This window comes from Salinivibrio sp. PR919, assembly GCF_001995355.1.
GTDB classification, from domain to species: domain Bacteria; phylum Pseudomonadota; class Gammaproteobacteria; order Enterobacterales; family Vibrionaceae; genus Salinivibrio; species Salinivibrio proteolyticus.
The window spans coordinates 32357-47096 of sequence record NZ_MUFL01000002.1 but is presented as its reverse complement, the minus strand read 5'-3'; the positions used below and the strand labels follow the sequence as shown (position 1 = coordinate 47096).

The following is a 14740-nucleotide window of genomic DNA, read 5'->3' as shown; positions in this document are numbered from 1 at the left end:
TCACAATATCGAGCTGGCGCTTGGTATTAGGTTTTGCTGTGCGTGATGCACAGCCAAGGAGAACGAATGAATAAATTATCCCCCGTTAATCGCTATTCTTTATGGCACTACGCCGCATTAGTCCTGATGTTGATCGTCCTGACCGTGCAGGCGTTACCAAGCTTTTTTGGCGACCACCCAGTGGTGAGCGTGTCGCATCACTCGCATCAGGGACTACAAAACTGGCTTAAAGCCCATCCTGAGGCCGTGAGTGAAGTGCGTTATGACTCGCAAGGGACGGTTACCTTAATCACGCCCGATATTAGCCAGCAACAGAACGTACAACAGCAATTAAAAGGCACTCTAGGACCCGACGCGGAAATCACCCTCGATTATTTATCCGCAGCACCCACATGGCTGTCGCGCCTCGGCGCCGAGCCGGTAAAACTAGGGCTCGATCTGCGTGGCGGTGTACAGTTGTTACTTTGGGTTGATACCGACCAAGCACTCGCTCATCAAGCCGAGGCGTTAGTGCAAGGCCTCAACCTTTGGTTAGACAGTCAGCACTTACCCGCTAACGCCACGGTCAACACCAAAGATAACACCACGGTGCAATTGCCGATGCTCAGTGCCAGCGATCGCAGCAAAGCCAGCGCTTGGTTTACCGAGCATTATCCGCAATGGCGATTCAATAGCGCCGCAAATGGCTGGCAGATGACAGATACCGAGCAAGACGCGATGAGCCATCAAGCTGTGCGTCAGAATATCGATATTCTGCGCAAACGTATCGACGCCTTAGGCGTGGCTGAGGCGAGTGTACAACGTCAGGGTAAAGACTATATTCGTATCGAACTGCCCGGGGTGCACGATCCTAAGCAAGCCAAAAATGTCATTGGCGCGACAGCCTCACTCGCGTTCTATGCCCTCGATGCCACAAGCCCGAAACGCCTGTATGACGCGCAGCACAATGTGGTGCCGTTAGCACGTCACGCCATTTTGGGCGGGGAACACATTATTGATGCGCGTACCAGCGTTGATGAAATGCGTCGTCCACAAGTTGATATTCGCTTGGATGGCCCCGGTGGCGAGACCATGTTGGCCTTTACCCGACGTCACTTGGGCGATCCCATGGCCACTGTGTACCGTGAGTATCAAGCCAATGAGCAGGGTGATCTGGTTGCCAATGAACGGGTGATCAACGTCGCGACAATTCAAAGTGCGCTCAGCGATCGATTCCGGATCACGGGCCTGTCGAGCCCAGAAGAAGCCCGTAACCTCTCGATGTTGCTGCGCGCTGGCGCACTCACCGCGCCAATTAAAATCGTCGAAGAACGCGCGATTGGTCCGACCTTGGGCGCCGATAATATCAAGGCAGGATTTTCTGCACTGGCCGTTGGCATGATAGGTATGGCTATCTTTATGATGCTTTGGTATCGCCGCTTCGGCTGGGTCGCGATTGTCTCACTGGTTGCCAACTTGATGATGCAAGTCGGCCTACTCGCGCTGCTGCCCGGCGCCGTGTTGACCCTACCGGGCATCGCTGGCTTAGTGTTAACCGTGGGCATGGCGGTCGATACTAATGTGCTTATCTTTGAGCGTATTCGCGATCGCTTACGTGCTGGCGCAAGCCTAGCCAATGCCATTGATACAGGTTATCGAGCGGCCTTTAGCACCATCTTTGACGCCAATATCACCACCTTAATTTCAGCGGTCTGTTTGTATGCGGTCGGCTCAGGTCCATTACAAGGGTTTGCCACCACGCTAATTCTGGGATTATGCGCCAGTATGATCAGCGGCATTGTCGGCACGCGAGCTATCATCAACCCAATTTGGGGACGCGACCGCCGCCGCGCCGTGACTATTTAAGGAGCTACAGTCATGAAACTTACACAAGTCCGCTATACCAGCTTCGCGCTCTCGGGATTGCTCACCGTGATCAGTCTCTGGGCGATCGCGTATTATGGCCTAAACTTGGGCATCGACTTTACTGGCGGTATCGTGATTGATTTCGCCCTACCCAGCTTAGCTGGCAGTGATACGCTGATCGCTGCCCTGCACAATCAATTTGGCGAGTTGGCAACACTCACGCCAAGCACCACTCATGGCCAGTGGCAGCTCATTTTACCTCATGCGTCTCAATGGCAAGATCCGCAACAGGTCATCGCACAAATCAGCAGCGCGCTCGCCATGCCCGTTAACTTGGTTCAAGCGAACGTCGTCGGCCCTCAAGTGGGTCAGGTGCTATTTGAACAAGGGGGATTGGCTCTGCTGGTTGCTTCGTTGGCTATCATGCTTTACTTGGCTATTCGTTTTGAATGGCGCCTTGCCTTGGCGGCAGTAGGGGCGTTGGTGCACGATGTGATCCTCACCTTGGGCCTGCTAGCGATACTGGCTGTGCCGATGGATCTCAATGTTATTGCCGGCCTTCTCGCCGTTATTGGTTACTCGCTCAATGACTCGATTGTGATCGGCGATCGGCTGCGCGATGTGCTCAGAGCTAAACCAAATCAATGTGTGTATATCAGCACCAATATTGCGGTCTGTGAGACTTTCTCGCGCACCTTGATCACCGCCGGCACCACACTATTTACCAYCGGATGTTTGTTGGTATTAGGTGGCGATGCCTTGTACGGCTTTGCGCTGACGCTCTTTGTTGGCGTACTCACTGGCACTTGGTCATCGGTCGCGGTGGCATCTTGTCTACAAGAAATGCTGGGATTGTCTCCCGCGCATTATCAGCGCGCGCCGGCCCCCGAGCGAGAAGGTGCCTATTAACTCGCTATGGAGACAAAAAAACCGAGCGTCTGCTCGGTTTTTTATGGCTTATCATCGCCTGACAGCCAAAGAGGCTCAGCGCTCAGAGAATACCGTCACGATTAATCGAGCGGTACCACTTTACCGATAAATGGCAAGTGGCGGTATTTCTGCGCGTAATCAATCCCTACGCCAACCACAAACTCGTCTGGGATAGTAAAGCCAAGCCAATCGACTTTCACATCCACTTCACGACGTTCTGGCTTATCAAGTAGGGTACAAATACGCACGGAATTGGGCTCTCTTAGCGATAGAATTTCGCACACTTTGCTAAGCGTATTACCCGTATCAATGATGTCTTCTACCAAAAGAATGTCTTTTCCTTTGATATCATCATCTAAGTCTTTGAGGATGCGCACGTCACGTGTGCTTTCCATGCTATTGCCATAACTTGATGCGGTCATAAAATCGACCGAGTGTGGCAAGTCAATGGCACGACATAAGTCAGCCATAAAGACGAACGAGCCTCGCAACAATCCAACCAATACTAGGTCTTTTGAGTCTTTATAATGCTCGTTGATCTCGGCGCCCAGGGCTTTTACTCGCGCCTGTACGTCCTGTTCTGAAATCATCACTTCAACGGTGTGTTTCATATCTGCCCCGATGGTTTGTCCCCACGTTTGCGGGGGTCAATAACAAAGGTGGCATAGTCTAGCACTAAATCGATTGCGGATCCCAATTCCACCGATTGACCTTAGCTTGTACCCTTACACTAGTTAACTATCACACTGATTGATAAGAAAAAATAATCCCTGCCTGTGTTTTTATTAATAGATGACTTTTTTTGCAGACAAAATTACCGATTTACGGCCCAGATCGGCCTTCCAGCCGTTGTCACGCCACAGAAAGCTGGTATAAACTCAACCCGCTAATTAAGAAAATTATTAGCACAAACAATAATTAATTTGTACAAACTAAATATAAGTTGGCAGGTTTTAGGATGGCTCAATCAAATGAAAGAACAAGGACGCGACTGTCACCAGAGAGACGCAAAGAGCAGTTGTTAACTTGTGGTTTGGATGTGTTTGCAAAACGGGGAATCGGTCGTGCCGGTCACGCTGATATTGCTGATATGGCGAATGTCTCTGTGGCAACCGTCTTCAATTACTTCCCGACCCGTGAAGATCTGGTCGAGGAAATTTTGGCCCAAACAGAAAAGCATTTCATTGCGTTAATCAATGATTGCACCCGCGATAGCCAATCAATGCGTGCATCGCTTAACTGCATTACCTCGCAGATTATCGATACCGCATTGGAAGACAAAGCATGGATGAAAGTCTGGTTTGAATGGAGTACATCGATTCGCGAAGACATTTGGCCACGCTTTGTAAAAGGCAGCCGCGATGCCGTCGAGCAATTTGTGCACGTGTTTGAGCGAGGCATGGCGCAAGGTGAACTCACTCACCGTCACCAACCTCGCGAGCTGGCGAGCATGCTTGCAGGGATTTGCTATGTGTTGTTTTTACAAGCGCACCAGCAACCCGATAAAGCAGCATTGAGCGAAATGGCACAAAAGTACATCGATGTACTGTGTCAGCAAGGCGCTTAAATTGCGCGCCGATGACGAAAAGCCAACCTCACGGTTGGCTTTTTTCGTTTAAGCATCAATAAAGCTGGGTCCATCGTTAAATAACACCGGCTCATGAGGGCGAATAGTGAGACTTACCGTATCCCCCACCGATAATGGCTCTCGTGCATGCACCGACAATTTTTGACCGTGAATATCAATGGTGTAACGGCTGCTGTCACCCATAAATTGCTGAGACAATACCTGCCCCTCGCCTTGCGCATCCGCTCGGATACTCAAAAATTGCGGGCGAAGCAACCACCAATGTGGACCGGGGTGACAATGCACTGGCCGCGGCCAAGGTCCCAGCGGCGTCTGCATTTGATCTTGCGCCGACACAGTCACTGGAACATAAGAGCCTTGTCCCAAGAAATCGGCCACAAATCGGCTTTTCGGCTGGTAATACACCTCAGTCGTATCCCCAAATTGCTCGATAATCCCTTGGTTCATCACCGCTAATTTGTCCGCAAACGCAAAGGCTTCCTCCCGACTATGCGTGACCAAAATCGCCGTCACACCCTGTGATTTAAAGATCCGGCGGATCTCTTCAATCAAGTCATGACGCACTTGAGTATCAATATTGGAAAACGGCTCGTCCAACAGCAATAGATCAGGCTCATAAGCCAGCGCACGCGCAATCGCAACTCGTTGTTGTTGACCACCGGATAACTGGTGCGGATAGCGCTCGCCCAGTCCTTCAAGGCGCACGAGCTTGAGCATATCAGCCACTTTTTCATTACGCACAGACGCGACTAGTGAGGTGAGACCAAAACCGATATTCTCAGCGACGGTCAAGTGTGGAAACAACGCATAATCTTGAAAAATCATACCAATATTGCGCTGCTCAGGCGGCACCGAATACTGGCCATCTTCCATGATGTTACACCCAATCGACAGCGTGCCCGCGCTCAGAGGGATTAACCCAGCCATGGCTTTTAGCAAGGTGGTTTTGCCACAGCCGCTGGCGCCGAGCAAACACACAATCTCACCCGGCGCGACTTGCAAAGACAGATCTTTGAGCACTGGCGTGCCGTTATAACTGCAGGTCAGGTTTTCTATCGACAGGGCGCACTTCATTGGTATTTCTGCTCCAGCGAACGGTTAATCAAAATAAGCGGTATCAGCCCTACCGCCACCAGCAAAATGGCAGGTAAGGCCGCATATTCGAGGTGCTCATCCGAGGTAAAGTTGTACACGTAGGTAGCAAGGGTTTCGAAGTTAAACGGACGCAGTAAAATCGCCGCATTCAACTCTTTCATCGACTCGATAAAGACCAACAGCATCGCAATTAAAGTCCCCCGACGAATTAAGGGGAGATGAACACGACGAATCACGCCGCTGGTCGTGCATCCCATAGTACGCGCCGCCATGTCGAGTGATGGCGGTATTTTTGCCATGCTAGACTCAATACTGCCGATCGCGACCGCACTGAAACGCACCACAAAGGCAGTGAGCARGGCAAACATGGTGCCAGAAAGCACCAAACCGGGGCGTCCCCAGTCATACGCCTTGGCGATGTCATTGATCAGGTGATCGCCTCGAGTTAATACCAGCATCACCCCAATCGCTAACACCGTGCCCGGCACCGCATACCCCATAGAAGCGAGACGCATGGGCGCGACACTCAAACCATGACCGCGTAAGCGGCGATACACATTGACGGTCCATGCAATGCCGACCGCAACCACAGCCGCAAGGCTGGAGGTATAAAAGCTGTTGTAGCTAAAGGTGAGAAAATCGTCGATGGCATTTTGCGCATAGTAGTGCCACGCATAAATGATCAGTTGAAGCAGCGGCAATATAAACGCCAGCGATAGCAAGCCCCAACACCAGACAACCACGCCCACTTTCTTCCAACCGAACAGAGGGGTTTTCTCTATCGCATCACTGCTGGATGACGGCGTAAATTGCGCTTGCTTACGTCGTCCATAGCGCTCGGCACTGATCAATACAAAAATGGCCACCAGCATAATGGCAGAAATCTTAGCCGCCGCCGTTAAACTTGAGTAACCCAACCAAGTATCATATACCGCGGTGGTTAATGTACTCACGGCAAAATAGTTAACCGTACCAAAATCTCCCAGCGCTTCCATTGCCACCAGCGATGCCCCGACGGCAATGGCTGGACGAGCCAAAGGCAGGGAGATACGGCGAAAACTTTGCAGTGGCGAGCATCCCAACAGACGCGCAGAATGCGTCAAGGTGACACTTTGCTCCATAAATGCGGCGCGAGTCAGCAGGTAGATATATGGGTACAGCACCAATGCCAGCACAAAACACGCCCCCGGTAAGGTCCGCATATCTGGAAACCAGTAATCATTGACACTTTGCCACTCAAACCAATGGCGCAGCAGGCGCTGTAACGGCCCCGCGTAATCAAACCAATCGGTGTAGATGTAACCGATGATATAACCCGGCATGGCTAATGGCAGTACCATCGCCCATTGCAAATGTCGGCTGCCCGGCACTTGATACATGGCAAGCATCCAAGCCGTCGGCACGCCTAATGCAATCGCAATAACCACGACCCCCACCACCAATAAGCTGGTATTGAGCGTATACGTCGGCAAAACGGTCTCAAACAGATGGGAGAAAATATCATCTGTATCACCGATTGCGGTGTAGAAGATTGCCAAGATCGGCAAAACCAGCAGCAGGGCTAGGCCCCAACTGCTGGTTTTAATAACGGGTAATCTGTCTTGCATAGCCTACAACATTCAGGCGTCAGAGAAAGACAACCGGGGTGCCACGCACCCCGTGTAGAGGCTTACAGATCGAACTGGACTTCATCCAGTAGCTTCACTGATTTGCTGTAGTTATCAGCAATGGCCTCTAGCGGCATAGGATCGTGCTTATACTCGCCCCACGATGCCACTAGCTCAGACTTTTCTACGCCAGGTTTCACTGGCTCTTCAAAGTTCACTTCAGCATACATGTGCTGCGCTTTGTCTGACGTTAGGAATTCCATGAGTTTAAGAGCGTTTTCTTTATTCGGCGCATACTTCGCCATCGCCATGCCGCTCACATTCACTTGGGTGCCGTGCGCATTTTGGCCAGGATAGTTAATATATACCGCTTCCGCCCACGCTTTTTGTTCTTCGTCGTTCAGCATCTTACCAAGGTAGTAGCTGYTCCCCAAAGAAACGTCACACAAGCCTTCTTTAATCGCTTTGACTTGTGCACGATCATTACCTTGAGGTTTACGCGCCAAGTTAGCTTTCACCCCTTTCAGCCATTCTTTAGCGGTAGTTTCACCGTGATTTTCGATGATGGCAGACACCAAAGACACATTGTAAGGGTGTTTGCCTGAACGGGTGCAAATCTTGCCTTTCCATTCAGGTTTTGCCAAGTCGAGATAATCAAAATCATCACCCAGTTTACCGACCCGCTCACGCGATGAGTAAACGGCGCGAGCACGAGTAGTTAACGCAACCCACTTATCTTCACTGTCACGGAATTGCTCAGGAACGTTTTGATCGATCACATCGCTTTGCACTGGCTGAACCACATCGTGATTAACCAAGTCTTTGAGGCGAGAAATATCGACGGTCAGCAATACATCTGCAGGACTGTATTCGCCTTCCTGCTTCACCTTCTCCGCCATACCTTGTTTAGCAAACTTCACGTTGACTTTGATGCCCGTCTCTTCAGTAAACGCATCGAACATAGGCTCAATCAAAAAAGGTTGACGATACGAGTAGACGTTCACTTCTTCAGCGGCAAAGGCGGCGCTCGTTCCTAATAAGCTAGCCGTAACAGCAGAGGCGATTAGCAGTTTTTTCATCGTAACAGTCCTTAAATTAGACGATAAATGATAACGTTTCTCAGTTTCGTTAGTATACAGCTAATGATTTTGGGCTCAATATTCTGCCACGCAAAAAAAAACGAAACCCAACATCAAAAATGTAAGGTTTCGTTTCAGAGTTTAACTAAGTGCCGTACGAGTGACTATTTCACGCTAACGAATTCGGGATATGCATCAATACCGCAGTCATGCAAATCCATGCCTGACATCTCTTCTTCTTCGGTAACACGAATGCCCATGGTTTTCTTCAGTACCAACCACACCACAAAGCTCGCACCAAAGACCCAAGCGAAGATCACGGCCGCCCCCAGCAATTGTGCACCAAAGCTTGCGTCTGCGTTGCTCAGCGGCACGACCATCAAGCCAAAGAAACCACACACACCGTGCACCGAAATCGCACCCACTGGATCGTCGATTTTAATTTTATCGAGGCCGACGATGCTAAACACCACAATGCCGCCCGATACCGCACCGATAATAAGCGAAGCGACTGGCGTGGGGGATAAGGGATCAGCGGTAATGGCGACCAAACCGGCCAATGCACCGTTTAAGATCATTGTCAAATCGGCTTTGCCCCATAGTGTTTTACACACCAGTAAGGCAGCAATCGCACCGGCTGCCGCCGCCGCATTGGTGTTCAAGAAAATTTGTCCTACCGCCGTGGCGTTTTCAAAGTCTGACACCATCAGCTGTGAACCACCGTTAAAGCCGAACCAACCGAACCATAGGATAAAGGTACCCAAGGTCGCTAGAGGCAGGTTCGAGCCAGGAATCGGATTCACTTGACCGTTTTTGCCGTATTTTCCTTTGCGTGCCCCCAGTAAGATTACCCCCGCTAATGCAGCTGACGCGCCCGCCATATGCACGATACCTGAGCCAGCAAAATCGCTAAAGCCTGCTTCGGATAAGAAGCCACCACCCCATGTCCAGTAACCCTCTACCGGATAGATGACCGCGGTGAGCACCACAGAAAACAGCAAGAATACCCACAGCTTCATACGCTCTGCCACGGCGCCCGAGACCACAGACATTGCAGTAGCAACAAACACCACTTGGAAAAAGAAGTCCGATTCAAGAGAGTGATCTGCATCGGCCGCTTGCGTTCCAATCAGCGAACCAAACGAGGGCATAAAGCCACCCGCACTGTTATCGACATACATGATGTTGTAGCCCACCAACAGATACATGGTGCAAGCAATCGCATACAAGCAAATATTTTTGGTGAGGATCTCAGTGGTGTTTTTCGAGCGAACTAGCCCTGCCTCTAACATGGCAAACCCAGCCGCCATCCACATCACCAACGCACCGGATAGAAGGAAAAAGAAGGTGTCGAGTGCGTAACGTAACTCAGTAACCGTATTGACCAATTCCATTGTGATTACTCCCTGTGATTAAATTGCTTCCAGATCCATTTCGCCAGTGCGGATCCGCACGGCTTGCTGGAGGTCAAAGACAAAAATCTTACCGTCGCCGATTTTGCCGGTTTGTGCCGCCTTGGAAATCGCTTCCACCACGGCATCAACACTATCGCTCTGGACGGCGATTTCGAGTTTCACCTTCGGCAAAAAATCGACTTGGTATTCGGCGCCGCGATACAGTTCGGTGTGCCCTTTTTGGCGGCCAAATCCTTTCACTTCTGACACTGTCATGCCGTCAATGCCGACGTCGGATAGTGCTTCACGGACGTCATCAAGCTTAAAAGGCTTGATAATGGCGCTAATCAGTTTCATATCCTTCTCCTGAGTCCTTATGTTTGCATCAGTCAATAAGTATCAAGAGATATGCCAACTATTAATTAGATAAAAATCAGGACATTACAGAAACTAACTGGGGGAAGGCGCACATTTGCACTTTTTTAGTGCAAACTATTCACCATCTCGACGCATAGATTCATCACGAGGAGGACGATGCACCAAAGCGAGCCACGTGCGGATGTCTTATAGGAAGGAGGCGAGTGTCAGCGTCACTCGCCGGCAGGTTATCGCGTACGGCGTCCGTAGCGCGCAATAAAATCACGATACGCTTCGAGCATGGCCAGAAAGTCTTCATAACCACAAGCAGCACTGCTTTCTTGATCGTAAAACTGTRGGTCTTGAGCACTCAACGTATCCGTCGCCTCGTCAGAGGGCGTTTGTAACATCGCATTGGCCATCACCACCACTTCTTCAGGACTGGCCGTCAGCGTGAAGGTGTGTCCTCGCCATTGCTGCTCTTGACGCAACTGGGTAAAGGTGGCTAACCACGCATCCACCTCACTCAGGTCGGTACCCAACTCATCAAGCAACCAACGTCCCATGGCCTCATGCCCCATAGAGAACACAATGCGATAGCTGTCATCAAAACTATTGCGGGAAAATTCGTAATCCACATCCACCTCCAAAATGAGCGGCTATTGTCCGAGTTTTTCTATCAATTGCCAACTCGAGACTGTCATCAAACTGCCACCTTCGCCATACTTAAATACTATATCCAGACAACTTGGCGTTGCAGGTAGGTAGCCAGTGAGTGAGTCCCCATGAGCATAGATAGACTATGTGATTGGAGTGAACGAACGTAGCCAACACCGCTGCGGCTTCAAGTAGGAAGGATATATCAGCCTCATCAACGTGGTCGCGTCTGGAAAGGAGTAGCCGATGCATATAGTGATAGCCCCTGATTCGTTCAAAGAAAGCCTTTCAGCTGGCGAGGCTGCGCAAGCCATCCATGACGGCATGGCGCGTATACTACCCAAGGCGCATTTTACCTTGCTTCCCATGGCCGATGGCGGTGAAGGGACGGCGCAAAGTTTTGCCCAGCAATTAGGCGGCGATTTTCACACTTGCCGAGTGACTGGTCCCGATTTTTCATCGCTCACCGCCAGCTATGTTATCGTCCCTTCGCAGCGACTCGCGATCATCGACGTGGCCAGCGCATCTGGCTTGCCCCTGCTCGCTCACCATCAACGCAACCCACTACACACCACCAGCCTAGGGACTGGAGAGCTTATTCGTGCCGCCCTCGCACATGATGTCGATGAAATTATTATCGGCTTAGGCGGCAGCGCCACCACAGATGCGGGCGCAGGTATCTTGGTCGCCTTGGGGGCAAAATTGCTCGATAGCCAGGATGCGCCCATTCCGCCAACCGGTGATGGCTTAGGTAAGCTCGCGCACCTTGATCTGAGCCAGCTCGATCCCCGACTTAAACGCGTCCGATTAACGGCTGCATGTGATGTGGATAATCCGCTATGTGGTCCACAAGGTGCGGCAACTGTATTTGCGCCCCAAAAAGGCGCGTCACCGGATCAGGTTCGTCAACTGGAGCAACACCTGCATCGTTTTGCCAGCCTCTGTCGCTATCAGCTCGGCAAATCGATTGCACAATTTGCAGGCGCCGGCGCGGCCGGTGGAATTGGTGCCACTTTGGGGGGCTTACTCGGAGCGCAATTGGTCCCCGGTGTGGCGCTCTTGCTAGAACGCAGCCAAGCCACCCCTTACATAGCACAAGCCAATTGGTTGGTAACCGGCGAAGGAAAAGTCGATGGTCAAACGCTGCATGGTAAGGTGCCCGCCGCCTTGGCACAGGTCGCGAAGCAGTTTGATGTTCCTGTGATAGTACTCGCAGGCCGCGTTGGCGACGATTGCGAAGCCTTATACGAACGCGGAGTTACCACTATCTTGCCGATTCAATCAGGTCCCTGTGATTTACAACATGCTTTTGCACACACGGCGGAGAATCTGCGCCGCACAGCGGAGAATATCGCCCGCCTGATTGCCACGCAAAGTGAACAATAAGCCATTCAGACCAACAGCATCATCAGGATAAAAAAACGCCCTCCGAAGAGGGCGTTAGATAAAGCCGGCTAGACCGCGGCTTTGATAATGACGTTATCCGCTTTTTGCGTGTATTCGTCCATACGGTGGAAGTTCAGATAGCGATAGGTATCTGCTGCAGTGGCATTAATTTGCTCGGCGTATTCGAGGTATTCCTCTTTGGTGGGAATACGTCCTAGGATCGCACCTACCGCCGAAAGCTCCGCTGAGGCAAGATACACATTGGCGCCGGTTCCCAAACGGTTCGGGAAGTTACGGGTCGAGGTCGACAATACGGTCGATTTCTCTGCCACACGCGCTTGGTTCCCCATACACAATGAACACCCTGGCGTTTCAATCCGCACCCCAGCACGGCCATAAATACCGTAATAGCCTTCTGCTGTTAGCTGATCTCTATCCATCTTCGTCGGTGGTGCTACCCACATACGGGTCGATAAACTGCCACCGAATTTATCCAGCAGTTTACCGGCTGCACGGAAGTGACCAATGTTGGTCATACAGCTACCGATAAAGACTTCATCGACGCTATCGCCAGCAACATCCGACAAGGTGCGGGCATCATCTGGGTCGTTCGGCGCGCACAGAATCGGCTCTTTGATGTCTGCCAGATCGATTTCGAGCACATGCGCGTACTCGGCATCTTTATCCGCTTCCATCAAACTAGGGTTAGCGAGCCATTGCTCCATCGCTTGGATACGACGTTCGATGGTACGACGGTCGCCATAGCCTTCGGCGATCATCCACTTCAACATCACGATGTTCGACTCAAGGTACTCTGCCACTGACTCTTGTGACAGCTTGACCGTACAGCCAGCCGCTGAACGCTCTGCGGATGCATCCGACAGCTCAAAGGCTTGCTCAACAGTCAGGTGCTCCACCCCTTCAATTTCCAAAACACGGCCTGAGAATTCGTTGATTTTGCCAGATTTCTCAACCGTCAGGAGACCTTGCTTAATACCAAAATATGGAATGGCATGCACTAAGTCACGTAAGGTGACCCCAGGCTGCATTTCGCCTTTAAAGCGCACCAGAACTGACTCTGGCATATCCAGTGGCATCACGCCGGTTGCAGCCGCAAAGGCCACCAAACCTGAACCGGCAGGGAACGAGATCCCCAGCGGGAAACGGGTGTGTGAATCACCGCCGGTTCCCACGGTATCGGGCAGCAGCATTCGGTTGAGCCATGAGTGGATGACACCATCACCCGGACGCAATGACACACCACCACGGTTCATAATGAAGTCCGGCAGTGTGTGGTGGGTTTCGACATCCACAGGTTTTGGATAAGCGGATGTGTGGCAGAATGACTGCATAGTGAGATCAGCGGTGAAGCCCAAACAGGCTAAATCTTTTAGCTCATCACGCGTCATCGGACCCGTGGTATCTTGTGAACCCACGGTGGTCATTTTTGGCTCGCAATAGGTACCGGGGCGGACACCCTCGACACCACAGGCTTTACCGACCATTTTCTGTGCCAACGTAAACCCTTTGGTAGAGTCCGCAACAGGACGCGGACGACGGAATACGTCCGAAGGCTCAAGGCCTAAACTCTCACGCGCTTTGTCGGTCAAACCACGGCCGATGATGAGAGGAATACGGCCCCCGGCGCGCACTTCATCGTATAAGATATCGGTTTTCAGTTGGAAAGTAGACAAGACCTCGTCGGTGCCATGCTTACATACCTTGCCGTCGGCCGGATACAAGTCAATCACATCACCCATGTTGAGCTTGCTAACATCTAGCTCAATCGGCAACGCACCCGCATCTTCCATGGTATTGAAGAAAATCGGCGCGATTTTTCCACCTAAACAAAAACCACCAAAGCGCTTGTTCGGCACATTAGGAATATCTTTGCCCATAAACCACAGCACAGAGTTGGTCGCTGATTTCCGTGACGAACCCGTACCGACTACATCACCCACGTAAACCAGTGGATGACCTTTTTCTTCCAGCGCTTTCATTTGCGCAATCGGACCAATCTCACCGGGCTTATCCGGCTGAATGCCCTCGCGCTCGTTCTTTAACATGGCCAGCGCGTGGAGCGGAATATCAGGGCGCGACCAAGCATCGGGTGCGGGCGATAAGTCATCGGTGTTGGTTTCACCTGATACTTTGAACACCGTCAACGTCACTTTTTCAGGGATTTGCGGCTTGTTTAAGAACCACTCGGCGTTAGCCCAAGATTCCATCACTTGCTTGGCGTAGGTATTCCCTGCTTTCACTTTATCTTCAACGTCATAAAACGCGTCGAACATTAGCAGAGTCTGAGACAAGGCCYTTGCCGCAATCGGTGCCAACGTGGCATCATCAAGCAGTGCGATAAGCGGTTCGATGTTATAACCGCCTTGCATGGTCCCTAATAGCTCAGTAGCGCGTTCACGACTAATGAGCGGAGAGCTTGCTTCTCCCTTCGCGAGCGCGGCAAGAAAGCCAGCTTTCACATAAGCCGCTTCGTCCACGCCGGGCGGAATTCGATTTTCAAGTAGGTAGACCAGTGTTTCTTCTTCGCCAGCGGGCGGGTTTTTCAACAGTTCTATCAGACTGGCGGTTTGCTCAGCGTTCAGCGGTTTAGGCACAATGCCCTGAGCGGCACGTTCTTCGACGTGTTTACGGTAGGCTTCAAGCACGACTATTTCCTCTTTTCTCGGTCAGATCGTGTGATCCAACATCCTTGGAAAGTGTTAGTACTCGTATCACGCTTATCCGGCGAAGTTTATTAAAATTTTCCAGCAAGACGAGGGTTCGAGCACGTAACCGCTGCGT

The 14740-nt window shown here is 51.3% G+C and carries 12 protein-coding genes; 4 read left to right on the top strand and 8 right to left on the bottom strand.

Annotated elements, in window-relative coordinates; translation table 11 throughout:
• The first annotated feature begins 66 nt into the window (after positions 1-66).
• Together secD and secF are read left to right on the top strand one after the other, a co-directional pair.
• The gene (gene secD / locus BZG83_RS00615) at positions 67-1845 is read left to right on the top strand and encodes a protein translocase subunit SecD (RefSeq protein ID WP_108742939.1); all 1779 of its coding nucleotides are present in this window, start codon (positions 67-69) and stop codon (positions 1843-1845) included.
• A 12-nt stretch (positions 1846-1857) separates the two neighbouring features.
• Entirely contained in the window at positions 1858-2754 is an 897-nt protein-coding gene (secF, locus tag BZG83_RS00610) for a protein translocase subunit SecF (RefSeq protein ID WP_077478968.1), read from the top strand.
• A gap of 101 nt (positions 2755-2855) precedes the next feature.
• Here the strand turns inward: secF and hpt are convergent, their stop codons facing one another.
• Positions 2856-3386, bottom strand: a complete 531-nt coding sequence (hpt, locus tag BZG83_RS00605) for a hypoxanthine phosphoribosyltransferase (RefSeq protein ID WP_069586425.1) — start codon at positions 3384-3386, stop codon at positions 2856-2858.
• A 347-nt stretch (positions 3387-3733) separates the two neighbouring features.
• Between hpt and BZG83_RS00600 the strand changes: the two genes are divergently transcribed.
• Positions 3734-4342: a TetR/AcrR family transcriptional regulator gene (locus tag BZG83_RS00600; RefSeq protein ID WP_069586424.1), complete on the top strand. Its 609-nt coding sequence runs from the start codon at positions 3734-3736 to the stop codon at positions 4340-4342.
• Positions 4343-4390: 48 nt separating this feature from the next.
• Here BZG83_RS00600 and BZG83_RS00595 read toward each other — a convergent pair whose 3' ends face one another.
• The 6 genes from BZG83_RS00595 to BZG83_RS00570 form a co-directional block, all read right to left on the bottom strand.
• On the bottom strand, positions 4391-5437 hold the full coding sequence (locus tag BZG83_RS00595) for an ABC transporter ATP-binding protein (protein ID WP_077478967.1): 1047 nt from the start codon (positions 5435-5437) through the stop codon (positions 4391-4393).
• A complete protein-coding gene (locus BZG83_RS00590) occupies positions 5434-7065 on the bottom strand; it encodes an ABC transporter permease (protein WP_077478966.1) in 1632 nt (543 codons plus the stop codon). Before BZG83_RS00590 ends, BZG83_RS00595 begins: the two co-directional genes overlap by 4 nt.
• A gap of 62 nt (positions 7066-7127) precedes the next feature.
• Positions 7128-8144 carry a Fe(3+) ABC transporter substrate-binding protein gene (locus BZG83_RS00585; protein WP_077478965.1) on the bottom strand — a complete coding sequence of 339 codons (1017 nt, stop codon included), beginning with the start codon at positions 8142-8144 and terminating at the stop codon, positions 7128-7130.
• Between the two features lie 164 nt (positions 8145-8308).
• The gene (locus BZG83_RS00580) at positions 8309-9538 is read right to left on the bottom strand and encodes an ammonium transporter (RefSeq protein WP_077478964.1); all 1230 of its coding nucleotides are present in this window, start codon (positions 9536-9538) and stop codon (positions 8309-8311) included.
• An 18-nt stretch (positions 9539-9556) separates the two neighbouring features.
• Positions 9557-9895, bottom strand: coding sequence for a P-II family nitrogen regulator (gene glnK, locus BZG83_RS00575; protein ID WP_069586419.1), 339 nt, complete (start codon positions 9893-9895; stop codon positions 9557-9559).
• 248 nt (positions 9896-10143) lie between these two features.
• Entirely contained in the window at positions 10144-10533 is a 390-nt protein-coding gene (locus BZG83_RS00570; RefSeq protein ID WP_158074927.1) for a YacL family protein, read from the bottom strand.
• Positions 10534-10798: 265 nt separating this feature from the next.
• Between BZG83_RS00570 and BZG83_RS00560 the strand changes: the two genes are divergently transcribed.
• Positions 10799-11938, top strand: coding sequence for a glycerate kinase (locus BZG83_RS00560; RefSeq protein WP_077478961.1), 1140 nt, complete (start codon positions 10799-10801; stop codon positions 11936-11938).
• Between the two features lie 68 nt (positions 11939-12006).
• Here BZG83_RS00560 and acnB read toward each other — a convergent pair whose 3' ends face one another.
• Positions 12007-14604 carry a bifunctional aconitate hydratase 2/2-methylisocitrate dehydratase gene (acnB, locus tag BZG83_RS00555; RefSeq protein WP_077478960.1) on the bottom strand — a complete coding sequence of 866 codons (2598 nt, stop codon included), beginning with the start codon at positions 14602-14604 and terminating at the stop codon, positions 12007-12009.
• Positions 14605-14740: the final 136 nt, after the last annotated feature.

Excerpts from the sequence above, each read along its gene's own strand:
- BZG83_RS00600 (WP_069586424.1), top strand. The coding sequence starts at position 3,734 with ATGGCTCAATCAAATGAAAGAACAAGGACGCGACTGTCACCAGAGAGA.
- hpt (WP_069586425.1), bottom strand. The coding sequence starts at position 3,386 with ATGAAACACACCGTTGAAGTGATGATTTCAGAACAGGACGTACAGGCG.
- BZG83_RS00595 (WP_077478967.1), bottom strand. The coding sequence starts at position 5,437 with ATGAAGTGCGCCCTGTCGATAGAAAACCTGACCTGCAGTTATAACGGC.
- glnK (WP_069586419.1), bottom strand. The coding sequence starts at position 9,895 with ATGAAACTGATTAGCGCCATTATCAAGCCTTTTAAGCTTGATGACGTC.
- BZG83_RS00560 (WP_077478961.1), top strand. The coding sequence starts at position 10,799 with ATGCATATAGTGATAGCCCCTGATTCGTTCAAAGAAAGCCTTTCAGCT.
- secD (WP_108742939.1), top strand. The coding sequence starts at position 67 with ATGAATAAATTATCCCCCGTTAATCGCTATTCTTTATGGCACTACGCC.
- BZG83_RS00580 (WP_077478964.1), bottom strand. The coding sequence starts at position 9,538 with ATGGAATTGGTCAATACGGTTACTGAGTTACGTTACGCACTCGACACC.